The sequence below is a fragment of the Cellulophaga sp. genome (assembly GCF_039943695.1).
In the GTDB taxonomy this organism is placed as follows: domain Bacteria; phylum Bacteroidota; class Bacteroidia; order Flavobacteriales; family Flavobacteriaceae; genus Cellulophaga.
In genome coordinates, this window is record NZ_JBDVAA010000189.1 from 1 (window position 1) to 24,538 (window position 24,538).

Here is a 24,538-nt window from a genome sequence, read left to right on the forward strand (position 1 = left end):
AACCAACATATTTAAATAAAATTGGTGCTGTACGTTTACCTTCTTTTCTTTTTTCTATTACTGCAGGCAATAATAACATTACAAACATCCAAGCTACAAAATAAACTACTCTACCTATTAATGCTAAAGAAGCATAAAGACCAGCGACTAAGGAGTTAAAATAATGTTTTACTAAAAGTACATCGCTATTGTTTATAATAATTTGCGTAAGCTCATAAACAGCCGTTAATAAAATAAATGTGGTTACTTTCTTTTTATTTGCAGGTGTTAAAACCTTTGATGCTGCAAATGATATTTTTTTAAACTTTACAGGCATAAGCCCAAAAACAAACGAAATAACAATACCCACAGCTACTAAAAAAGCCGGATTCATAGGAACCAATAACAATAACACCAATGTTATTAATAATTTGCTCCACATATCTGACTGGTATGTTACAGATAGGTTTGTATAATCTTGTTTTCCCTGAAACTTTCCTCTTTTAATAGACATTATAAAGTAAAGCGGAATACCAATTGCAAAAACCCTAAACATTGTTGAAGATTCTGTATTAAATAACTGCTGCAAGTTTTCCGCAAATAAGAATAATAAAGCTCCAATTGTAACTCCAAAAATAACGGCATACTTCTTCATATAATTTTCAAAGGCAGACCATTGGTTTCCTGAAAATATAATATTGAATTTAGTTGTCACCAATTGAAAAGTCATTCCTACAAAAGAAAGTACTAATAATAATGTTATTAGTAATGCTGCATCTGCAAATGCTGCAGGCCCCAACATACGTCCTAAAATTAGGTTATACAGGTAGTTACCCCCATTTACAACAAGCACACTTGTCATAAATATTTGTTCTGGAGTAATTTTTTTATTTACAAAACTAAACGCGGTCATTGCTAAAGATATAAGATGTGTTAGACATAGCCATAATAGATGCAATATCCTTGTTTTCTTGACCTACAATTGTTAAAACCTTGTTGTTTTTTGCAACCTTAATATAAAGTTGCTCTAATTGTTTAGCGCTAGAATACATTATGTTATTTAAGCGGTCTAAAGACAAAGTTACTTTTTCATTATTTTTTAAATAATAATCTATATGGCTCTTTAATGATTTCATATTCTGAGAATTAAGATTCCCTTTTACTTCAATAAAATTGTTGTTCTGATTTATAAGTAATGCCATAATATTTGTTTTTTAGGTTAAGTTTATATTATTTGTTGTAGCAAATATCTATGAACAAAAAAGAAAAAATTAGCGACTGTAGACGGTTAACTGTTTTCTGTAGACGAATGGTAAGTTTTAATCTTTAAAGTAAAATTGCATCTATCTCTTAAATAAATTATAAATAGCTAATAAATAAAGAATGTATTCGTTATCTTTCTGTAGTACTAACCCTACCACTCTAATAATGAAAAAATTTACACTGCTTTTTTTGCTTTTTTTGACTGTTACAGCTGTAGCCCAAGAAGATTTTTCACCTGGTTTTAAAATGCTAGAAAATGGAGAATTTAAAGATGCTAAAGATTTTTTTGAACCACTAAGTAAAACCTACCCTAACAACAAAACTGTACAATTATGTTATGGTAGAGCTGTAGGCCTAAGCGGAAACCCTGAAAAGGCTAATACTATTTTTGCTAATCTTTTAAAAAAACATCCAAATGATTTTGAAGTACAAATAAATTACAACGAATCTTTTTTATGGGCAAACCAATTTAAAGAAGCAAAACCACTATATGCAGATTTGGTTGCTAATAACCCTAGTAATTTTGCCGCAATTTTAGGGTATGCAAATACACTCAGTAATTTAAAAGAGTATAAAGATGCTTTAAAGTGGGTTAATAAAGCCATAGAAGTAGATCCAAAGAATAATGGTGCTAAGGTCTCTAGAAAATATATAAAGCTAGGTTACGCTAATTATTACGTTAATAATCAAAATTATAAAAAAGGAGAAAGTCTTTTAAAAGAAATACTTACCGATTTTACAGATGATAAAGATGCTTTGCTAAACTTAGCTAACATTTATTTAATTACTAAAAATGTTGATAAAGCTAAAAAAACATATTACCAATACGCTAAAACACCAAAAGACTCTGTTACTGCATTAAATGGTGTTGCTTTGGCAGAACATATTGGTGAAAAAGATAAAATAGCATTACAAACAGCAATAAAAGCTAAAGAGAAGGCAGTAGACCTAAAAGATAAAGAGCTTATAGAAAAAAGCACAGAACGCTACGTGCAGGCATTAATATGGAATAGAAAATTTGTGTCTGCAAAACAAGAAATTAACGCTTTAGAAGAAAAATACCCAAACCGTAATTGGGTTATGGCACTAAAAGCTACATTAGGTATGTACACTGCTAAATTTAAAACTAGTATTACTAATTATAATAAAATATTAGTAAATGACAGCTTGTCTTTTGATGGTAATTTGGGAAAAGCAAATGCACTTTTTGCTTCTGATAAAATTGTGTCTGCATATGTTACTACATATAAAACTTTAGATATTTTTCCTAAACAGAAAGACGCATCAGGCTTAATAAAAAAATTAAATAAAAATTACACGCCTTTTGCAGAACAACAAGTTAGCTACACGTTTGACAATGGAGACAATACAGCTGTTTCTTTTAGAACTGCAGTTATGGTTCCTTTATCTACTAAATTCAAAACAACGGTGTCCTATCAATATAGAACAACAGAAAACACAACTACTAATAACAAAGCAAATGCTCATGTTGCTCAAGCAGATATTGAGTATAAGTTAATGCCTCAAACTAATTTATTAACCTCTATAGGGCTTAACAACTCTAGATTCTCTAATACATCATACACTCAGCCTATTTTACAGGCTAAATTACAAATGAAACCTTTGTCTTTTTTAAACTTAGATTTAGGCTACCAAAGAGAAGTACAAAACTTTAATGCTGAACTTATAGAAAGAGAAATTGTAATGAACCATTACAGCTTAATTTATAACCTTAGCACTAATTTTAATTTAGGTTGGTATAGCCAACTTATACACACTAAGCAGACAGATGATAATGAAAGAAACCTACTTTTTACATCTTTATATTATAATGTTTTACGTAAACCTGCTTTAAAATTTGGACTTAATTACCAGTATATAACTTTTAAAGACCAATTGCCATTAATATACTTTAGTCCAGAAAAGTACAAAGCTGTTGAACTTTTTGGTGATGTTAGAGGTAAAATAAATGAAAAAACAAATTATTTTGCTAGTGCCGCTACAGGCTTACAATATGTAGAAGAGCAAGATGCTAGTTCACTTTTTAGAGCTGAAGCTGGTTTAACTCATCAGTTTTCAGACCGATTTATTGGTGATGTATATGGCAAATATAGTAACATAGCATCTGCTACTGCTGCTGGTTTTGAGTTTACTGAAGTTGGTATTAAACTAAAATACTACCTAACTAAACAACCATTATTTTTAAATAAATTGAAGAAAAAATATCAGATAAAATAAAAAATGCCTTAACTACTGTTAAGGCATATACTTGTTTTTTAATAGAAAATAGTGGCTTACAATAAATTTAGCCTTCTCATTAATTCTGGTCTGTTAGATCTGCTAATTGGCACTACATTTTTTTCTATAAGTACACTATTATCTTCAATATCTATAATTTTAGTGAAATTTATAATGTAAGACCTGTGTATTTGTAAAAACAATTTTTCAGGCAGTTTATCCTTTACCTTTTTTAAGGTATTACGCACCCTATAAGTCTCTTTTATTGTTTTTACTTCTATATAGTCTCCTTTAGCTTCAATAAGCTGTATATCGTTAAATTTAATTTTAATTAAACGCCTGTCTATATTTATATATAATTCTTCACCAAGATCTGAGCCAGCTGAAGTCTGTGGCGTAGATACCTCTTCTTTTGGTTTTTGTGCAAGCGCAGCTTTAACTTTTAATATAGATTTATTAAAACGATCTTGAGTAACTGGTTTAACCAAATAATCTACAATAGCTTCATATTCATATGCCTCTATAGCAAAATTTGTATCTGAAGTAGTTAATACTATTTTTGGCGGATTTTTTAATGTTTGCACAAAATCAAACCCACTAAATCCAGGCATATGTATATCTAAAAAAATAACATCTACTGTATTCTGATTTAAAAATTTTATGGCCTCCATAGCTCCTCCAAAAGCGTCTACAACCTCTAACTCTTTTACGTTAGAGCAAAGTTGTGCAACAATTAACCTAGCTGTTGCCTCGTCGTCTACTATAATACATCTCATAGTTTAAATGGTTTTTAAATAGCTAGTTATTTTGTCTAATATTAGCTTAAATTCTATATGTAAATCATACGTTCCTTTTAATAGCTGCTCCTCATAAGTTACAGCCAGTGCATATGCTTTTTCTAATCCTAGTATATTAAATTTATGTTTTAATTTATGTACTATTTCTGCAGATGCTTTATTGTCTTTTGCCTCTACCGCTGTTGTATACGTTTGTTTTTCATCAGGGAACTCGTCTTTTATAATTTTTACAAATTCATTTAAAAAACTTGTATTACCATCTGCTAATTTGTGTACATAATTTAGGTTAGGCTGCTCCATTGTGGTCTTTTTTAATCGTAAAATAAAATATTGTTCCTTCTCCTTCTTTTGATTCTAACCAAATTTTACCTCCATAGAAAGTTACAATTTTTTCTACTAATGCTAATCCAATTCCGTTAGATTCTATATCATTATCTAACTTTTTAAACATTTCAAAAATTTTGTCTTGGTATTTCGCTGGTATTCCTTTACCATTATCCTTTACTATAAACTTCCAATAGTTAGGTTCTTCCTCAAAAGCAACACTAACAACACCTTTATCTTTATGCTCTGTTGCTTTAACCGCATTTGTTAGTAGGTTCATAAATAATTGCTCTAATCTATACTTATCTAAAAAAAGCATAGGCATATTTTCTGAAACTATAACATTAACATTTTTAGGTATGTAAATAGTACTTTTTATATTTTTTAAAAGCTCTAAAATATTTACATTGCTCTTGGTTTCTTCATTAGACCCAATTGTTGCATGCTTTAAAATACCACTAACTAGGTTGTCCATTTTAACTAAATTCTGAGAAATTAAATCGCAGTTATTTAAGCTATCTTCTGTAAACTTGTGTTTTTCTTCTTCAACAATCCAACTCATAAGCGTATTAATGTTACGCATAGGAGATTTTAAATCATGGGATACTACATGAGCATAATTGTTTAATGATTTATTTTGCTCTTCTAAATCTTTAACCAAGTTATCTTTTTCTTGAGTCACCAGGGCAATATACTCTGCTTGCTTGCTAATATGTTTTGCCAGTTTTTGAGCACTAACCATATTTTTATTACTGGTTACTATATTTTCTGAATTATCTAAATTTAAATTTAGACTATTTACCGCCTGTTCTAATGCTTGCAGCGTCTTTTTTTGCTCTTGTGCTTCTTGCGCTAACTCTATATTTGCAGCCTTTAATTCTTGTGCACTTATAGTGGTTGCACGCTGTATCATTGCTATTTTATCATCATAATCTGCGTATGATTTTTCTATAGCTCCAAAGAACTTTTCTAAATCTGGATTATCCTTTAACCCATCAGGCAAATTTTTGCGTATTTGTCTTTTTAAGAGTGAATGCATTATTCGCTTATTAAGGTTAATGTCATTGTTTGGTTGTGAAGTTTACAGGCATTATCACCTTCAAAAGGAGCCATTTCTCCGTAAGAATAATAACCAATAATTTTAGATTGGTTACCAATAACATCCAAAACTTCTTCTACTTCTTCTTCTGTTCTTTGGTCCATTACCAATTTACGTCCAATACAACTTACAAGCAATGCTAATTCTGGTCTTTTTTCTCTGTTTTTAGTTGCATATTTTGCAGCTATACTTGCGCCTTCTGCAATATCATCTACTGTAGACATCATTAATTGTACTATAGATCCTTCTGGAACATCACCAGCCAAAATCATTGTATTTTGGTCTTCATCAATATTTAAAATTGTACGTACAATTGGTTGTGCATTTTCACTAGTCTTTACACTTAAGGGGTATAGTAGCGCAGATTTAGGTAGCTCATTTGCCTTATCTCCTAAATATTTTTTATACAAATCTAACGCAGGTTTACCATCTAACTCATATAAAATATTCCCTTTAGATTTTGTTATAATACGCTCTGGACCAAAACCGGTCCAACCACCATAATTTGCACTTGTAACTTCTAAGGTATCTCCATAAAAACCAACTGCTACAATTTCTCCTTCTTTAGGGTTGCTATTGTAAGATGCCAATGTTTTCTCAAACCTATCATCATCACCGCACAAACCACCAGACAAACCTATAGATATGTGTTTTTCTTTTTCTATACCTTCAATTAAAGCACTGCCATTAACAGTACTACCTTCAGAAATAACATAAACGTGTTTTAAACCTTTTTTAGGAAATTCTGATATTAATTGCGAACCTAAAGCTGTCTCGTTATTATCAAATTCTTTTACGTTTTTGCTTTTTACTAAGTAAGAAGATTTCTCAAACTCTATAGCAGTTAAAACAATTGTATTGTCTGATACTTTATCTTCTAAAATTTCACCTGAAGTACTGCCAAAAACAATATTTCCTGCAGGAAACATTTCTTTAATTTCTGCATACAGATTTTGATCTTCTAACAAAAGTCTGTTACCAAAAACCAAGACTAATGGTGCTACCAAATTAATTTTATCTGTTACAAAAACAAAATCAGCTCCTTTATCTTTTTTAGCTTGTACTATTTTCATAACTATTAATTATTAAGATTTTTTTTAAGTGTAAAAAAGAATTTAGTGCCTTTTCCTAATTCGCTTTCTACCCATACTTTACCTTCGTAACGGTCTACAATTTTTTTAACTATTGATAAACCAATACCTGTAGAACGTTCATTATCTCCTATAGATTGAAAAATCTCAAAGATTTTTTTATGAAATTTTTCAGGTATACCAACACCATTATCTTCTATACAAAACAGCCAATGATCTGGCTCTTCCTCAAAAAGCACTTGTACTAGACCTTTTTCTGCTTCAATATGCACTACTGCATTACCTATAATATTCTGAAACAATTGATGCATTTTAGTACTATCTGCTTGTAATAGCGGTAACTTTTTGGGTACAATTACCTGTACATGATCGGGTATGTAAATGCTTTCTGTAATATCTGTAATAACAGTATTTAAATCTACTTTAGCATTAGACATTTGGGCACTACCTGCTGTAGAATACTCTAAAATTCCGTGAATTAGCTTATCCATAAACGCAACCTTCTCTTGCATTAAGGTTAAGTTTTGCACACCTGCTTCATCTAACACATCTTTATAATCCTCATACGTCCAAGTTGCCAAAGCACTTATACTCCGTAACGGGGATTTTAGGTCATGAGAAACTATATGAGCATACTCTTGTAAGCCGTCATTACTAATTTTTAATTCTTTTAGCAGTTGCTCTTTTTGTAGTTCTAGCTCTTTTTGTTCTGTAATATCTAAGTGTATCCCAATAGACCCTACAACCTTACCTTCTTCATTATAATTAGGTGCACCACTTACCAGCCAGTGTCTAGTTTCCCCTTTTTTATTCTTTATTTTTATCTCGTAAGAATCTGATATTCCTTTTAATCTATTTTCAGATTTAGTCTCAATTTTAGCACTATTTTTAATTTGTAAAATAGCAACAGCATCTTCTCCTATTAACTCATCTTTACTGTAGCCACTCATAGCACAAAAACTCTGATTTACAAGTTGTATTTCATTGTCTATAGTAACCTCTACCATTCCAAGGTTCATATTAGCAATAATGCCTCTGTACTTCTCTTTTTCTGCTTTAATCTTCTCTTCGGCTTGCCTTTCTTTAGTAATATCTTCAATTACACAAACTTGATATTCTACTTTTCCTTGGTTATTTTTTACAGCACTTATACTTGTTTTTGCTAAAATTTGCGCTCCATTATTTTTAAAAAAACGTTTTACTGTAGAAAAGTTGTCTATGATACCAGAAGCTAAGTCCGACTCTAATTTTTTTGTAGTAACTTCATCCTCTGACTCAGATATGTCTGATAATTTTAATTTATTTGTAACAGTTTCTGGATACCCCAAAAGATAGTTAAATGCAGCATTGCACTTTACTATTTCATCGTCTACGGTTAAAACTATTCCTAATGGTGAGTTCTCTACAATTATATCTAATTGTTTTTTTTGCTCACCAAGCATTTCTTTTATTTCTGTTTCTTTGCTAATGTCTCTAATAATACCTTGTGCGCCTATAGGTTTTAGGTGTTTATCATATATTACACTTGTATTTATTTGCACCCATTTATGCGTACCATCTTTAACTATAATTTTGGCTCTATAGTTTTTTAGCGTTCCTATTTGCATTAGAGTTTTAAAAGACTCTATAGTGTATTGCATATAGTCCTTGTGCACTAAACTAGGTAGGTTAATGGTCTCCTTGGTATTATCATACCCTAAAAATTCACGGGCAGAATTGTTCATATTAATAACATTAAAATTAAGATCCATAACTACGTACGGATCTATGATATTAACAAAACCACCATCTAATTCTGATGTAGTCTCAGTTAATAAATTTTCTAATTTATTATTTGCTTGCTTAAGGTGTAACGCAGTATCAAAAAGCTCTTTAGACTTAACTTCTAAAATTTTCTCGGCTTGTAACCTGGCTTTTTTTTGTCTTTCTAGCGCCCTTTTTAGCAATAAAATTTCTTTGTTGCTATCCATTCTGGGTAATGTCAAATTTAACTTCTGTACCATTATCATTTAGTAGTTTGTATGATACGGTGGCACTACTGTTAAAATGCTCAAAAGATTTTTCAATAAGTCCGTGTGCTAATTGATATAAACCTCTAGACGAAGAATATACCATAGATATTGAAGTATCTGTTTTTTCTAAAATCTTAAACGTAGGTAATTCTGCATCTGGATACAGTTTTTTAACGTGTACGTGTATGTGATCTTCTATAGAATATATTAGGCTTAATGGAGAATTATAGCTTTTTATTACCTCTGGATGTGCGCTAGCTAAACCATCAAATAAAAACAACCCAAATGCGTAGATTAAATCACCTACTGGTGTTTTAACTTCGGTGCTTAAACTAGTTATTAAGCTAACCATTTCATTAAAACTATAAGTCCCAACAGAAGTATAGATTCCTTCTGACGGTAAATTAGAATTTTCTATTATAGTATCTACAGTTTCTAAACCAAACTTAGATTCTACCATTTCTAAAAATTCTGTAAACACAACTCCTTTCATACTTAGACATTTAGATGCATAAAAGTAAGAAAAATGATACCCAACCAGTAACTTTTGTTGTGAAAGGTGTTAAAAGTACTATCCTTTTACTAGTTCATTGTTGTCCCAGTAGTTTAAAACACTCTGTAATTTGGTTTCGTAATCCTCATATTTAAGAGGTTTTATTACATAACCAGCAATACCAATTCTGTAACATTCTTGTAAATCGGCTCTATTTTCTGATGTAGTTAATATAATAGTAGGTAAAAACCTAAGCTTGTCATCTGCTTTTAAAATAGATAAAAACTCTATACCACTCATCCTTGGCATATTTAAGTCTAACAAAATTATATCTGGCAACGTATTACCAGACTGTAAAATATCTAGAGCTTCTTCACCATTTTTTGCCTCTGTAATATTATGCTTTAATTGAAGCTTTGACACTGTTCTTTTCAGCTTCATTGTCTCAATCATGTCGTCTTCAATAAATAAAATATTCATAATTCTAGATTTTATATGAGCAAATATACTTTCTCTATTTTACTTAAATTTTCTTGTAAAGTTGAAAAGTAATTTAGTGTAGATGAATGGTAGTTTATTGTAGTTGAATAAAGTTGCATTTTTTGTAAAAAAATTTAACTCCGATGAAAAAACAAAAAGTATCGATGAAATGCATTATAGGTCTATTTTATCTCTTTTTCTACAAAGGGATGTTCTGTACTGCATATTTCACCGATTAATTTGTGCAGTTCATCTGTAAACTTAGCTATAGTATCTTCTGTAATTATTGTATTTCTGTTTTCCGTAAACTTTAAAATCCCTGCTTTTATATTTTTAAAAGAGAAAATTCCTGCCTCTACTTTATCCACTGGAACAACATCATTATACATATAAGCATAGCACAATAACTGAAAAGCCTTACTCTTATCATACTCCTCTATGATATCTTCCCAATTACTTAAATTAAGATTTTTTTGCTCTACTTTACCTGTTTTATAATCTATAACACGCAAAACACCATCTATCTCATCTATCCTATCTAACTTACCTTTTATATGCACAGGAAAATTTATTCCAGGAACGTTTATTGCTGTTTTTAAGGACATTTCTAGTCCAATAATTTTTATTCTATGCCTTTTTGCACTTTCTATTTCTATCTTAATAAAGTTTTCTACGTACTTTAAAACTACATTAAAAGCTATTAGATTTTTACCCTCTTCTAAGCTTACATTTTTATAATGTATACCAAAATGTTTACGCACAGTAGCATTAACTCTAGGCAGCAATTCTTTTAGTTTATCTGGGTCTAAAAAGGTATTTATAAATGGCTGATAAAGCTCATCTAACGTTTCATGTACAATAGTACCAAATGTATTGGCTGCCACAGTTTCTTCTACCTCCTCTAGTTCGTTAATTTTTAAAATATTCTTTTTGTAAAAATCTAACGGATTTCTAATATAGTTTGATAAAGATGTTGGCGAAAAACCATAAGCTGCAATACCCCTAATTAGCTCCATTAAATTTGCATCTTTTTGTATTGATACTTCTTTCTTTTCTGGAGATTTAATTTCAGGAAAAGCAATAGTTTCTGTAATGTACTTTGATATGTTATCGTCTGCCAACAACTGTCTAATTAGTCTACTAACTTCACCACCCTCTAACACATCTGGTTCTGTATTGTATACCAAGTATATGTTTTTTGCTCGCTGAAGAAGTCTGTAAAAGTGATACGTATATACGGCATCTTTTTCTTTGTACGTAGGCAAACCATACATTTTTTTTATATCAAAAGGAATAAATGAATTATTAGATTTACCAGATGGCAAAATTCCTTCATTAACAGAAGTTAGAAGTACGGTTTCAAAATCTAAGTTTCTACTCTCTAACATTCCCATTATCTGCAAACCTTTTAAGGGTTCTCCTTTAAAATCTAATGTTTCACTAGACAATAACTCCTTGTACAATCCAAAGAGCGACTGTAAATCGTCTAAAAATGGGTATTTAGATGCCAAATCATTTAACTGGTTAAACAACTGATGAAACCTGTATAAATACTCCAATTCTAATCCGTTACCTTCAGTATTTATACGTTCCTTAATTCCTGAAATTAAAGCCAAGCATTTTTGTAAAAAAAGAGGAACCGTTGCTGTAGCGCTAAAAAACAAAAGATCTAAATAGGTAGATTTAGTAGTATTTACTAATTGCAACTTATGTACATCTACATAAATCCAATTTCTAGACTTAATTTGAGTACAAATAGTATCTGCAGCATTAATTGTATCATCATCTGTAGAAAAAAGTAATTGTATGTAAGGATGATTTAATACGGTTGTTACGTGTTGGTAATACCATCCTTTATCGTCTCTACGTATATAAAGCTCAAACAACTGTGTAAATAAACTCTCTAAAGGCGATTTATGCAACGGAAAACCCATTGTAATGTTTATACCATTTATTTCCTCTGGAATTGCATTAATTAAGGGATTTAAAAGTGTTTCATCTCCTAATACAACCGCAGTATTGGTTAACATACTTTTTTTCTCTTGGTGCAAATTTCCTAAAATACTACCCACGTATTTTGCCTGAGAAACGTTTTTAGGCACACCTGTAATTGTAATATTTTTAGGTGTTAAATATGTACCGCTATTAACCTCTAGGCTTTTGTCTTTAAAATAACGCCACTCTTTACTAAACTGACGAATAAAAAAACCAGCATCATGTACTGGATCTTTAAAGAAATACTCATCTAAATCCCAAAAAATTTCTGCACTAGTTTTCTCTAAAATGGTTTCAATAATTAACTCCTCTGCTGTGTTTAAAGCATTAAACCCAATAAATAAGTGTTTATATTGTTTGGTGTCTTGTATATAACTATCTAAATTAACACAGGCCTCTCTGTAGACCAAACCTTGGTGACCAAGACCTTCTTGCTTCAACGATGCATTAAAAGCTGTGTAAAGCGCTTCTAACGAATCCCAAAATGCCATATAATTAGTAATTATACTGCTTTTGTCTTTCTCTACAGTCCAGTGGTTAATTTCTTGTACAGCATTTAAATGAGAAAATATCTTTTTTGTATCTACAAGATACCTATCAATTTCGTTAAAGTCTTGTAATAGGGTAGTTCCCCATTTAGAAAAAGCATAGAAACCATCTTGATCTCCTTTAACTGTTGTTGTATATGCTTTATACAGTTCAAATAACTGCTGCGTATTAGAAGCATACGCTAAACCCGAAATTTTTTCTACAAAGTCTTCTATACTTTGTATTTCAGGTGCAAATATTGTAGAATTTACGTGTTTAGAGATTGCATTTTTAAGAAATGTACCTGCACGCTTGCTTGGTAAAACAAAAATAAGGTTCTCTAATGAACCTTCTTTATCTATAATTTTAAGTAGTGTATCTTCTAAAAAGCTTTGCATGGGTTAAAAATAAAAAAAGCTCCGCAATTGCGGAGCCTTTTCTATAAAATTAGAGTTTTAAACTCTTATTATTTTACTAAGTTGATTTCAACTCTTCTGTTTTGCTTTCTACCAGCTCTAGTTTTGTTAGTAGCCATTGGCTTATCTTCACCGTAACCTACAGCAGATAATCTAAATTCTCCAATTCCTTTTTCTACTAAAAATTCTTTTACTGAAAGAGCTCTAGACTCAGATAATTTCTGGTTTAAAGAAGCAGAACCAACACTATCAGTGTGACCTTCAACAGTAAACTTAGCGTTAGGGTACTCTTTTAAGATAGTAATGATATCTACCATAACAGCAGTAGACTCAGCTTTAATAGAAGATTTACCTGTATCAAATAAGATAGTTCTAGCGTAATCGTTCAATTTCTTTTGAACTTCTTCAGTTACTTCAGGACAACCGTTGTTAGCAACAGTACCAGCAACCTCAGGACATTTATCATCCTTGTCTAATACACCATCTTTATCTTTATCAGCCCAAGGACATCCGTTGTTTTCAGCAGGACCTGCCTCAGAAGGACATTTATCATCTTTATCAGCAACACCGTCACCATCAGCATCAGGACAACCGTTTAATGCAGCAGTACCTGCTTCATTAGGACAAGCGTCATCTTTATCAGCGATACCATCACCGTCAGCATCAGGACAACCGTTCATTTCTTTAGATCCAGCTTCGTTAGGACAAGCATCTTTGCTGTCTTCGATACCATCACCATCAGCATCAGGACAACCGTTGAAAGCTTCTAAACCAGCAACTTCTGGACAAGCATCATCTTTGTCATAAACACCGTCACCATCTGTATCAGCACCACCAAATTTGATAGCAAGACCAGCTAAGTGTTGGAAATGTTTAACGCTGTAATCTTCAAATCCGTGCTTGTAACCAGTTTGTAATGTTAAACCAATGTTCTCAGAGAACCAAATGTTAACACCAACACCACCATTTACAGTACCAGCACCAATTTCATCAACCCACGTGTAACCACCACCGATTTCTACGAAAGGATCAATTGTTGTATTTTTTAAGAATGCATATTTAATTGCACCATCTAAACCGTAGTAAGAAAGATCATCAGCTGACCAGTCTCCTAAGTTTTCAATTCTATTTAAAGAACCTCTAACTCCTACAGAGAAACCATTACCTACAGATCTAGAAACTCCAATATAAGAGATAGAAGGAAGAATGTTCCAGTGATCAGTAGCATTGAAGTACTCATCAAACAATTCTCCAGTTTGGTAAAGGGCATCATCATCATTAGTTGGCCACATATCAACTGCGTTTACACCAAAATTAATCTGCCAAGGATTATTTTCGTCTTGCGCTTGCATGTTGTTTACACCTACTAGTAGTAAGGCAACAACCATTAATTTGCTAAGATTTTTCATGCTTTAAAATTTAAGTTTTAAGTGTTTGTAAGCTGCAAATGTAAGTTGTTACTATTTATTAACAAAATCAAACAGCTCTTTTTTTTAACACAATTAATAAAAAAATTAACTTAATTAAATGATACCAAGTTCTTTTCCAACTTCGGTGAAAGCCTCAATTGCTTGGTCTAAATGCTCTTTTTCGTGTGCTGCAGACAGCTGAACTCTTATTCTTGCCTTGCCTTTTGGCACTACAGGAAAGAAAAACCCTATTACGTAAATACCTCTTTCTAATAGCATATCTGCCATTTTTTGCGAAAGCTTTGCATCATAGAGCATTACAGGCACTATAGCAGAATCTCCATCTATAATATCTAAACCAGCTGCTTTCATACCTTTTTTAAAGTATGCTGTATTTTCTGCCAATTTATCTCTTAAGGTTGTGTCCTTGTCTAACATATCAAACACTTTTATAGATGCACCAACAATTGCTGGAGCTAAAGAGTTAGAGAACAAATATGGTCTAGAGCGTTGTCTTAAAATTTCTATAATTTCTTTTTTACCTGTGGTATAACCTCCCATTGCACCACCTAAAGCTTTACCTAAGGTACCTGTTATAATGTCTATACGGTCTAAAACTCCTTTTTCTTCTAGAGTTCCACGGCCAGTTTCTCCTATAAAACCTGCAGAGTGGCATTCATCAATCATTACTAATGCATCATACTTATCTGCTAGATCACATATTTTATCTAATGGAGCAAGTAAACCGTCCATAGAGAATACACCATCTGTAACTATTATCTTAAATCTAGAACCATCTGCATTTGCTTTTTTAAGCTGCTCTTCTAAATCTGCCATATCGTTATTAGCATACCTATATCGCTTTGCTTTACATAAACGTACACCATCTATAATAGATGCGTGGTTTAATGAGTCTGATATGATAGCATCTTCTGCAGATAACAATGGCTCAAAAACTCCTCCGTTGGCATCAAAAGCTGCTGCATATAATATGGTATCTTCTGTACCGTAAAAATTAGCTACTTTTTGCTCTAGCTCTTTATGTATGTCTTGAGTACCACATATAAAACGTACAGATGACATACCAAAACCGTGAGTATCCATTGCATCTTTTGCTGCTTGCACAACTTCTGGATGAGATGATAAGCCTAAGTAATTGTTTGCACAAAAGTTAATTACCTCTTCTCCTGTAGAAATTTTAATAACTGCATCTTGTGGAGATGTTATTATACGCTCTGTTTTGTATAGACCTGCTTCTTTAATTGAGTCTATTTCTTGTTGTAAGTGTTCTTTAATTTTACCGTACATAATTTTTAACTTATAAATTCTGGAGTAATGTTATCATTAATATATACTATTACTTTAGCCGCTATTTTATAATTCATAGCTTCTAAAGCATAAGCATAACTATTTACTTGTTGGTGGTAGCTATTATTTGGCGTACCCGTTTTGTAATCTATAACAGTTGCTTCGTTATTTGTGTTAATTACAACTCTATCTGGGCGCAAAAGTAATCCTTCTGCTGTAATTATATCCTTTTCGTTCTTAACAATATTTCCTTCCCTATAATATATAGCTAAATCTGGGTGCTCTATAACGGTAAGGACTTTTTGTTTAGTTACCTCTTTATCTGCTGGTGTTAAATGTCCGTCTCTTATTAATATAGCTATTGCTTTATCAACATCCTTTTTGGTTTGCACATAACTAAGTAATAAGTGTATTAGGTTTCCTTTTTCTAATGCTACATCTCTTCCTGTTTCCCATAGCATACCAGACCTGGTAAGTATTTTAAAGCTAGGTCTATCTTTAGTAGAGTATTGGTAAGCAATGTGGTTTAACTTATCTGTTTTTAAAGCAACCTCTTCTGCTACTTGTAAATTTCCAAAACTATAAACTAGCTGAGTATCGGTCCAGACACCTTGTTGCTGTAAATACTTTATAAACAAACCAGAATACCTATTCATATTTGGTTCTCCTTTTGCATTTAGTTCTTTTTTACTAATTACATACAGTGCTTTTACGGCTCTAGTTAATGCAACGTATAATACATTAAAGGCATCTAACTCTTGTTTGCTATGCTCTTCTGTAAACAGTTTAGCTGCCAACTCGCCATATTCTTCCATTTCTTGTTTTTTGGTTACTAACATTTCTGTAAAACCATTAAACTGTTGAGAATCTACTGGCAACCATATTTTTTCATCCTTACCATATATAAAAGAATTTGCAAACGGAAAAATTACAATAGGAAACTCCAACCCTTTGGATTTATGCACCGTCATTATTTGCACGGCATTAATATTATCTGGAGCTTTTAAAGATAATTTATCTTTTTTCTTATCCCAAAAGGCTAAAAAAGTCTGTGCACTAACACCATCTTTTTGTTCAACATCTAAAACTTCATCCATTAAACTAATAAGGTATGCGTCTGATGTTTCTGCCAATTTAAATTGATGAATTGCTTTTTCAAAAGCATCAAAAACAGACAGTTGTTTAAGCTTATTTATTGCAAAACCGTATTTGCTTAACAAAAATTCCTCTAAGGTATTTAAGTTAGCTTGTATAAAGTTGTGTGTATCCTCTTCCTTATCTGCTAAAAAATATAAAATCTCATAAGAGGTATCTTTATCTTTTGGCTGCGTACTATAAGTTAATAAATTTAGTAAAAAACTTACCTTGTCACTACTCTTTAGCAATAGAGATTCTGATGATATTACTGGAATTTTTTGAGCCGTTAAAAAATCTGCCAGCACATAACTGTGATTGTTAGAACGCACTAGAATACAAATATCTTTATAGTTGTATTTTTTTTCTGATGTTAATGATGTAATTGTTTCTAAAACCGAAGCACAATACAAATCGTTATCGTTTTCTTCCTTATCATTAGGAATGAAAGACAACTCTACCAAACCACCTTTTTTTGCATTCACACCTTGCTTATTACCAGAAATATACAAATCTGCATAGGTGGTATTGTTTAGCAAATTGCTAGTTACTGTAAAAAAGCTATTATTAAAATTAATAATTTCTGAAAAGCTTCTGTAATTTCTAGGTAATTCTGCCGTCTGCGGCTCTAACACATATGGCAACTCTTTTTTATTAGTTAACTGTATAAATTGTTCTGCCTTGCCACCACGCCACCTGTAAATAGCTTGCTTAGCGTCCCCCACCAATAATAGCGACCCTTTTTTACCATAGTCATCTAAACTTTCTAACGCATTACCTATTAAAGGTATTAAGTTTTTCCATTGAAGCTCAGATGTGTCTTGAAACTCATCTACAAAATAGTGCCTGTATTTTTCTCCAAGCCTTTCATATATAAAAGGTGCTGGCTGATTTTTAATTTCCTTAGAAATTATAGCGTTAAAAGATGCCAGAGTTAGCTGATCTCTTTCTTTACAAATGGTATTAATTTCTTTCTGTATTTCATTTAATACCGTTAACGGTACAATATTACTATATACATTTTTATACAACGCTCTTTGGTACATTGTATCTTTTACACTTGTATAAATTTCTAAAAGCATTGGAGCTATGTGGTCCGGTGCATTTTTAACAGAGGCTTTAAATATTTTACCATTTTGCAAATTTTCACCAAGCTTATTGTTATATAATTTAGCGGGGTTAAACTCTCCTTCTATTATTTTTTTAAAATGATTTGGTAAGGTTTGCCTAGGGAAATCTGTAACATCTATTCCCTCAGTCTCTATAATAGCATCTACAGTTTTTGCCTTTAATATAGCAGCCTCCTCTAAATTTTTTAGCGTGGTAATAAGTGTCTTTTTTAACGCTAAAAAATCTGTAATGCTTTTAGTTTTAAAACTCTTTAAATGCTCTATATTGTTTTCATTAAACAACATTTTGCCCACCTTATTTAAATCAAAAGAAATATCCCAACTTTTGTCATCATCAATTTTTTCAAAAGTAAACTCTAGTAATGTATTGGTTAAAAGTTTATCTGTACCTGCTTTTGCAAGCAACCTCTCTACAGCTTCTGCTAATAATAATTGGGTGTCTAAAACCACTTCAAAATTCTGTGGTATTTTTAAATCCTTTGCAAAAGTCCTAATAAGTCTGTGTGTAAACTTATCTATTGTACTAATATCAAAAAAAGCATAGTTATGCAGTATACTCTTGTGTACCTGTTTTGCTCTTTTTTGCAACTCTTCAGTAGATACATTAAGTTCTTTTGCTACATCTAAAAATAAATCTGAGGGAGTTGTACTTTCATCAACCTTACTAAAAGCATATAAATTATCTAAAATACGCTGTTTCATTTCATTAACAGCCTTATTTGTAAAAGTAATAGCTAGTATTTCTCTGTAACTTTTTGCTGTAGCAGAAGATAAAATTATTTTAAGATATTCCTTTGCCAAGGTATATGTTTTACCTGAGCCTGCAGATGCGCTGTATATTTTGTAAGGCGAAGTTTCCAACTAGTTTTTAGCTGCAAATTACATAATATTACAATGTTCTTAACAGAAACGTTATGGAAAATGCCTTAGAATATTGTAAATTTGAGCTAAGACATTTTTTTAACATAAAAATAGATATAATTATGGCTTTTGAATTACCAAAATTACCTTACGCATATGATGCGTTAGAACCACATATTGATGCTAGAACTATGGAGATTCACCATACAAAACATCACAACGGATATACAACTAAACTTAATGGTGCTATTGAAGGAACAGATTTAGCTGGGAAATCTATTGAAGATATCTTAACTAACCTAGATATGAACAATGGCGCTGTACGTAACAACGGTGGTGGATTTTACAATCACTCTCTTTTCTGGGAAGTAATGTCTCCTAACGGTGGTGGCGAGCCAACTGGCGAGTTAGCAACAGCTATTAATGAAGCTTACGGTTCTTTTGATGCTTTTAAAGAGGCTTTCTCTACTGCAGCAGCAACTAGATTTGGTTCTGGTTGGGCTTGGTTGTGTGTACAAAAAGGAGGTAAAGTAGAAGTTTGTTCTTCTCCTAACCAAGACAACCCGTTAATGCCAGGAGTTGGATGTGGCGGTTTTCCTATTTTAGGGTTAGATGTTTGGGAACATGCTTACTACTTAAACTACCAAAATAGAAGACCTGATTACATTGGAGGATTTTTTAATGTAATTAACTGGAATAAAGTATCTGAACTTTACGCTAGCAACAAGTAAAGAAATACATTTAAAATATAAAAGCCACTCTTGTTTTAGAGTGGCTTTTTTTATTCTTTGTATTTACTTAATTCTATAAAATAGAAAAGGGCAGAGAAGATCTCTACCCTTTTCGTCCCAAATCTTACCATAAACTTAACCTACTTATGCTATGGCTCTGCTAAATTACTGGTATTGTGTCTAATAAAAAAAAAAATCGACAAAAAAATTAACACAATAATTCATAAATATGCAAATATTATCGATGAAATGCACGCTAATGGCTTGATTACAAGCAAATAAAAAGGCGAAGTTTCCTTCGCCTTTTCTTCAAAAACCAACTAGAAATTCAACTCAAAAATCCCATAGTTTTGTTAAAATTTTAATAACAATTAAAAAATTATACTAAAGTAAGTGTTCTTAATTTTTTAATCTAGGTTAAAATATTCCTCATCAGACATTTCACCATTTCTAATTTTTTGTAATTCTTTAGCATAAGAACGAATATATGCATCTAAGTCTGCATTAAAATACTCAGATTTTTCTTGCTTGTAAGATCCGTCTAAAACTCCATTATAGTAATAGAAGAAATTATAATCAAAACTACCCGCATTTAAATCATAAGCTCCAAGTAAAAAACCTAACCTTACAGCAGATCTTCTTTGGTAATTACGACCGTGATGCCCTGGGCTACTTGTATTATTGTCTCCAATAGATGCAGCAAACTCATACGCAGTTGCTATCTGAGAAAAGCTTGTTTTATTATACCCATTTGGTCTTCTTAAGTAGTAACCTGCCATACCATCTGCCTCTAACTCAGCAGCTCTTGCAGTAGATTCGTTTTTAGACGGGTAACCGTAAGTAAACTGTAATTGGTGAGCAAATTCATGAGCTAATATCATAACGTTAGCTATTTGACCTTGAGCCTTTGCAGCATTATAAATTGCTTCTCCATAATAAATTTTACCGCTACCATAAGATATAGCATTGTAAGTAGAATTAGGATTAGAATTATCTTTTACAAAACTAAGTGGTACTGCTGGTCTACCCCAAACCGCAGCAATTTTAGAGTTTTGTGTTTGCATAAAATTAGTTTCTGACGTACTACCAATAGAACTGCTTAAAAAAGCTGTACTACTCCAGTTACCATCTACATAACCACACTCATGCAATTCATCTGCAAAAGATTCTGAAATTGCCAACTGCTCAACTTCTGCTGTTTCATTTTCAGCATTTACAGCATCTGTGTCTTTAGAACAAGATTGTAAAACCGCAACAAATGTTAAACCTAGTAGATAGGTCCTTTTTAAATTTAAGTTTTTCATTTTTAAAAATTTATTGATTATTAGTTATTACAATATTAATAAATAATTTCTTACAATTTAACATTTAGTTAAATTAAATTTAACAATACGCATTTAACTATCGGATTACTAGGGAAATAAATTAAAAAAAATGAAAGCAAATAGAAACAGCCTTATTAAGTGAGAGTTATAAATAAATTTTGGAGAATAAATTGCAGATTTTGTAAAAATAAAAAGGCGAAGTCTCCTTCGCCTTTTTCCCCAAATCTTACCATGAACTTAACCTACTTATGCTATGGTGATAACAAATGTATATAATTTATATAGTGCTCTAAACAATATTAGGTAAACTAAAGAGTTTATTAGACTAAGTGTTTTTAGAAGAGATTTTTTATAAAAAAGTATTTTTTTGGGAAAGTAGTAAAAAATAAAAAGGTAGAGTTTCCTCCACCTTTTTCCCCAAATCTTACCATGAACTTAACCTACTTATGCTATGGTACAGCAAAGATAACTTAAGTTCGTATGTTCTTCCTAAAGTATCGGATTAACGTCCGTTTCATTAGTTTAACTACATTTTATCCGATGAACTACAACCTATAAAAAATAAAAAGGCGGAGTTTCCTCCACCTTTTCCCCAAATTTTACCATGAACTTAACCTACTTATGCTATGGTATTCACAAAATTAGCTATGGACACCCATTTAACCGCATAAAAAAAGGTAAACCGCATATATTACCGACAAAATACCTAATTAAGTGTATTTCATCGATAGTAATTAATACGCTCGTTCATTTTTACCTTCATAAAAGTTAATAAAAGCTCTGTTAACCACTCTATTACCTCCTGGAGTTGGGTAATCTCCTGTAAAGTACCAATCTCCTAAATTTTTAGGACAAGCCTCATGTAAACTTTCTACTGTTTGATATATAATTTCTACCTCTGCTTTTATTTCTGGAGAACTAAGCAATTCTCCAATTTTTTTAGAGATCTCTTTCGCTGTAAAAGGCTTATAAAATTCTTTTACGTAGTTTATTACTTCTTTGTCTGGCTTATTTACTTGCGTTAAACATTTTTCGTAAATACCTTTAACAACATCCATAGAGCCTTTATCTTGGTGTAATGCCAACGCTGCTCTAAATGCTATAAAATCTTCTAGTTTTGCCATATCTATACCATAGCAATCTGGATATCTAATTTGCGGCGCAGAAGAAACAACTACTATTTTCTTAGGTAACAACCTATCTAGTATTTTTAAAATACTTTTTTTAAGTGTTGTTCCACGTACAATACTATCATCTATAATAACAAGGTTATCTCCTTTTTTTACAGAACCATAAGATATGTCATATACATGCGCTACAAGATCATCTCTACTACTGTCTTGTGTAATAAAGGTTCTAAGCTTAGCGTCTTTAATTGCTACTTTTTCTATACGTGGCCTAACTTCAAGTATTTCATGCAACTCTTCAGAAGTAATTTTTCTTCCTATTGATAGTATTTGCTCTTCCTTTTTGCGGTTTAAGTGGTTTTGAGCCTCTTTTACCATACCATAGAAAGATGTTTCTGCAGTATTAGGAATGTATGAAAAAACAGTGTTTTTAATATCGTTCTGAATAGATTCTAATATCTGTGGAAAAAGTAATTTACCTAATTCTTTACGCTCCTGGTATATTTCTTTATCACTACCTCTAGAAAAATAGATGCGCTCAAAAGAACAAGCTTTACGTTCTGTTGGCTCTAGTATTTGCTTAATATCCATTTTACCACTCTTTTTAACAATAAGTGCGTGTCCTGGATCTAATTCTTTAATTTCTTCAAAAGGAACATTAAATACGGTTTGTATTGCTGGTCTTTCTGATGCTACAACAACGACCTCATCATCCTTATAATAATAAACAGGTCTTATACCAGCCGGATCTCTAAGTACAAAGCTATCTCCGTGACCTAATAAACCAGACATAGCGTAACCACCATCCCAATTTTTAGCTGCTTTTCTAAGAATTTTACCTAAGTTTAAACGCTCTGCTATTATAGGTGAAGCCTCTAGTTTTGTAAATCCTTCTTTTTTGATTTGCTTGTACAGTTTTGCTACGGCATCATCTAAAAAATGACCTATTTTTTCCATAACAGTTACTGTATCTGCCATTTCTTTTGGATGCTGACCAATTTGTACCAAATTGTCAAAAAGCTCATTAACATTTGTCATGTTAAAATTACCTGCAACAATAAGGTTCCTATGCATCCAATTGTTTTGTCTTAAAAACGGATGTACACTTTCTATACTGTTTTTACCAAAAGTACCATAACGCACGTGCCCCAATAAAACTTCTCCTATATAAGGTATATGTTTTTTTTGTAAAGCAACGTTGTCTACATATTCTGGGTTTTCTTGTAAAGCCGAGTTTATACGGTCATTAATTTGAGCAAAAATATCTTGTATTGGCTGACTTTGAGCAGAACGCACTCTACTCATATAACGCTCACCCTGTTTCATATCTAACTTAATGCTGGCAAACCCTGCACCGTCTTGTCCACGGTTGTGTTGCTTTTCCATCATTAAATACATTTTATTTACTCCGTAAAAAGCTGTACCGTACTTTTCTTTGTAATACTCTAAGGGCTTTAACAGCCTAATCATAGAAATTCCACATTCGTGCTTAATGGCGTCACTCATTTCTTATAATTTGATATTAAAAAAAGCCCAAAAAATGGGCTTGTAATTATTATTGTAATTCTATATTAAACTGCGTTAATTCTGCAAATTGGCGCAGTCTCTTGTCTACTTCTGTTTTTTCTAACTTCTCCATGCGCTCTGTTCCAAAACGCTCTACACAAAAAGATGCTAAATTAGAACCGTGAATTATAGCACTCTTTAAATTATCAAAAGAAATATTACCTGAGGCTGCTAAATAACCAGAGAAGCCACCTGCAAAAGTATCTCCTGCTCCCGTAGGATCAAAAACCTCTTCTAAAGGTAATGCCGGTGCAAAAAACACTTTATCATCTTTAAACAATAAAGCTCCGTGCTCTCCTTTTTTAATAACAACAAATTTTGGTCCCATTGTTTGTATTTTGGCAGCTGCTTTAACCAAAGAGTACTCTCCTGTTAATTGTCTAGCCTCTTCATCATTAATTGTAATAACATCTATATGTTTAATTACATTTAACAATTCGTCTAATGCATTGTCCATCCAAAAATTCATTGTATCTAAAACAATAAGTTTTGGTTTTTTTGCCATTTGTTCAATAACACTCATTTGGACGCTAGGATGTAAGTTTCCTAACATTACAACATCTGCTTCTTTATAACTCTCTGGAACTACTGGTTTAAAATCTGCCAATACATTTAGCTCTGTAGCTAAAGTATCTCTAGAATTTAAATCGTTATGGTATTTACCTTTCCAAAAAAATGTTTTACCTCCTTTAACTACTTCTAAGGCAGATAAATCTACATTTTTACTCTTTAATAAGTCTAGGTGTTCTTGAGGGAAATCTTCACCAACAACAGATACTATTGCAGAGTTAACTTTAAATTGTGATGCAGCTAAAGCTATGTAAGTTGCTGCGCCACCAAGAATAACGTCTGTTTTACCAAAAGGGGTTTCTATAGCATCAAAAGCTACCGTACCCACAATTAACAATTTGCTCATATAAGTTAATTTTGGTGCAAAGATACATTTTTGAAATAGCAATTCCGATTCATTAGAACATCAATTTATAAAAACAAGAAAAAGTGCTATTTACGACCAAAATCTGCCGGAATTTCTCCCCACGCTTTGGTTTCCCATTTTACAATTGTTGTTGTGTATGTATTTGTTTTTAACCAATCTTCTGCTCTACGTATTAGCTCAAATACATCTTTATTTTTTGCAGACTCTTTTAGCTTACTATTGCACTTTTTTTTACGAACCCAGCTCATAGCAGTTCTAGAATCTGTATAAATTATACGGTCACTATTGTTTTTTT

18 protein-coding genes and 1 pseudogene are annotated in these 24,538 nt (G+C 31.9%); 2 read left to right on the plus strand and 17 right to left on the minus strand.

Going from position 1 to position 24,538, the window contains the following annotated elements; genetic code table 11:
* Together ABJD66_RS13230 and ABJD66_RS13235 are read right to left on the minus strand one after the other, a co-directional pair.
* Positions 1-892, minus strand: an 892-nt coding sequence (locus ABJD66_RS13230) for a sugar isomerase (RefSeq protein ID WP_348132413.1), incomplete at its 3' end; no start/stop codon positions are given.
* Complete coding sequence (locus ABJD66_RS13235; protein ID WP_157811085.1) at positions 879-1,181, minus strand: STAS domain-containing protein; 303 nt, start codon at positions 1,179-1,181, stop codon at positions 879-881. The genes ABJD66_RS13235 and ABJD66_RS13230, both read right to left, overlap by 14 nt.
* A gap of 226 nt (positions 1,182-1,407) precedes the next feature.
* On the opposite strand from ABJD66_RS13235, the gene ABJD66_RS13240 reads away from it, so the two are divergent.
* Positions 1,408-3,480: a tetratricopeptide repeat protein gene (locus tag ABJD66_RS13240; RefSeq protein ID WP_348132416.1), complete on the plus strand. Its 2,073-nt coding sequence runs from the start codon at positions 1,408-1,410 to the stop codon at positions 3,478-3,480.
* Between the two features lie 56 nt (positions 3,481-3,536).
* On the opposite strand, the gene ABJD66_RS13245 is transcribed toward ABJD66_RS13240, so the two are convergent.
* The 11 genes from ABJD66_RS13245 to ABJD66_RS13295 all read right to left on the minus strand — a co-directional run bounded on the left by ABJD66_RS13245 (position 3,537) and on the right by ABJD66_RS13295 (position 18,557).
* Positions 3,537-4,256, minus strand: coding sequence for a LytTR family DNA-binding domain-containing protein (locus tag ABJD66_RS13245; RefSeq protein ID WP_348132419.1), 720 nt, complete (start codon positions 4,254-4,256; stop codon positions 3,537-3,539).
* 3 nt (positions 4,257-4,259) lie between these two features.
* On the minus strand, positions 4,260-4,577 hold the full coding sequence (locus ABJD66_RS13250; RefSeq protein ID WP_100894499.1) for a histidine kinase: 318 nt from the start codon (positions 4,575-4,577) through the stop codon (positions 4,260-4,262).
* Positions 4,564-5,640: a HAMP domain-containing sensor histidine kinase gene (locus ABJD66_RS13255; RefSeq protein WP_348132422.1), complete on the minus strand. Its 1,077-nt coding sequence runs from the start codon at positions 5,638-5,640 to the stop codon at positions 4,564-4,566. The genes ABJD66_RS13250 and ABJD66_RS13255 overlap by 14 nt, the downstream gene beginning before the upstream one ends.
* A complete protein-coding gene (locus ABJD66_RS13260; RefSeq protein WP_348132425.1) occupies positions 5,640-6,773 on the minus strand; it encodes an FIST N-terminal domain-containing protein in 1,134 nt (377 codons plus the stop codon). The genes ABJD66_RS13255 and ABJD66_RS13260 overlap by 1 nt, the downstream gene beginning before the upstream one ends.
* A 5-nt stretch (positions 6,774-6,778) precedes the next feature.
* Positions 6,779-8,776, minus strand: coding sequence for a PAS domain S-box protein (locus ABJD66_RS13265; protein WP_348132428.1), 1,998 nt, complete (start codon positions 8,774-8,776; stop codon positions 6,779-6,781).
* Positions 8,754-9,296: a heme NO-binding domain-containing protein gene (locus tag ABJD66_RS13270; RefSeq protein WP_348132431.1), complete on the minus strand. Its 543-nt coding sequence runs from the start codon at positions 9,294-9,296 to the stop codon at positions 8,754-8,756. The genes ABJD66_RS13265 and ABJD66_RS13270 overlap by 23 nt, the downstream gene beginning before the upstream one ends.
* Before the next feature lie 78 nt (positions 9,297-9,374).
* The gene (locus ABJD66_RS13275) at positions 9,375-9,776 is read right to left on the minus strand and encodes a response regulator (RefSeq protein ID WP_100894494.1); all 402 of its coding nucleotides are present in this window, start codon (positions 9,774-9,776) and stop codon (positions 9,375-9,377) included.
* A 182-nt stretch (positions 9,777-9,958) separates the two neighbouring features.
* The gene (locus ABJD66_RS13280; RefSeq protein WP_348132434.1) at positions 9,959-12,697 is read right to left on the minus strand and encodes a PD-(D/E)XK nuclease family protein; all 2,739 of its coding nucleotides are present in this window, start codon (positions 12,695-12,697) and stop codon (positions 9,959-9,961) included.
* A gap of 68 nt (positions 12,698-12,765) precedes the next feature.
* Positions 12,766-14,124 carry an OmpA family protein gene (locus ABJD66_RS13285; protein ID WP_100894492.1) on the minus strand — a complete coding sequence of 453 codons (1,359 nt, stop codon included), beginning with the start codon at positions 14,122-14,124 and terminating at the stop codon, positions 12,766-12,768.
* A 114-nt stretch (positions 14,125-14,238) separates the two neighbouring features.
* Positions 14,239-15,432 (minus strand): glycine C-acetyltransferase, encoded by a 1,194-nt coding sequence (gene kbl, locus ABJD66_RS13290; protein WP_348132437.1) that lies wholly within the window; start codon positions 15,430-15,432, stop codon positions 14,239-14,241.
* A 5-nt stretch (positions 15,433-15,437) separates the two neighbouring features.
* The gene (locus ABJD66_RS13295) at positions 15,438-18,557 is read right to left on the minus strand and encodes a UvrD-helicase domain-containing protein (protein ID WP_348132440.1); all 3,120 of its coding nucleotides are present in this window, start codon (positions 18,555-18,557) and stop codon (positions 15,438-15,440) included.
* A gap of 122 nt (positions 18,558-18,679) precedes the next feature.
* Between ABJD66_RS13295 and ABJD66_RS13300 the strand changes: the two genes are divergently transcribed.
* Entirely contained in the window at positions 18,680-19,288 is a 609-nt protein-coding gene (locus tag ABJD66_RS13300; RefSeq protein WP_348132451.1) for a superoxide dismutase, read from the plus strand.
* 407 nt (positions 19,289-19,695) lie between these two features.
* On the opposite strand, the gene ABJD66_RS13305 is transcribed toward ABJD66_RS13300, so the two are convergent.
* The 4 genes and pseudogenes from ABJD66_RS13305 to ABJD66_RS13320 form a co-directional block, all read right to left on the minus strand.
* Positions 19,696-20,592, minus strand: coding sequence for a metalloprotease (locus tag ABJD66_RS13305; RefSeq protein ID WP_348132442.1), 897 nt, complete (start codon positions 20,590-20,592; stop codon positions 19,696-19,698).
* A 755-nt stretch (positions 20,593-21,347) separates the two neighbouring features.
* Complete coding sequence (locus ABJD66_RS13310; RefSeq protein ID WP_348132445.1) at positions 21,348-23,246, minus strand: amidophosphoribosyltransferase; 1,899 nt, start codon at positions 23,244-23,246, stop codon at positions 21,348-21,350.
* A 49-nt stretch (positions 23,247-23,295) separates the two neighbouring features.
* Positions 23,296-24,222 carry a PfkB family carbohydrate kinase gene (locus ABJD66_RS13315; protein ID WP_348132448.1) on the minus strand — a complete coding sequence of 309 codons (927 nt, stop codon included), beginning with the start codon at positions 24,220-24,222 and terminating at the stop codon, positions 23,296-23,298.
* Positions 24,223-24,308: 86 nt separating this feature from the next.
* Positions 24,309-24,538 (minus strand): annotated as a pseudogene (locus ABJD66_RS13320) (ribonuclease H); the annotation flags it as partial.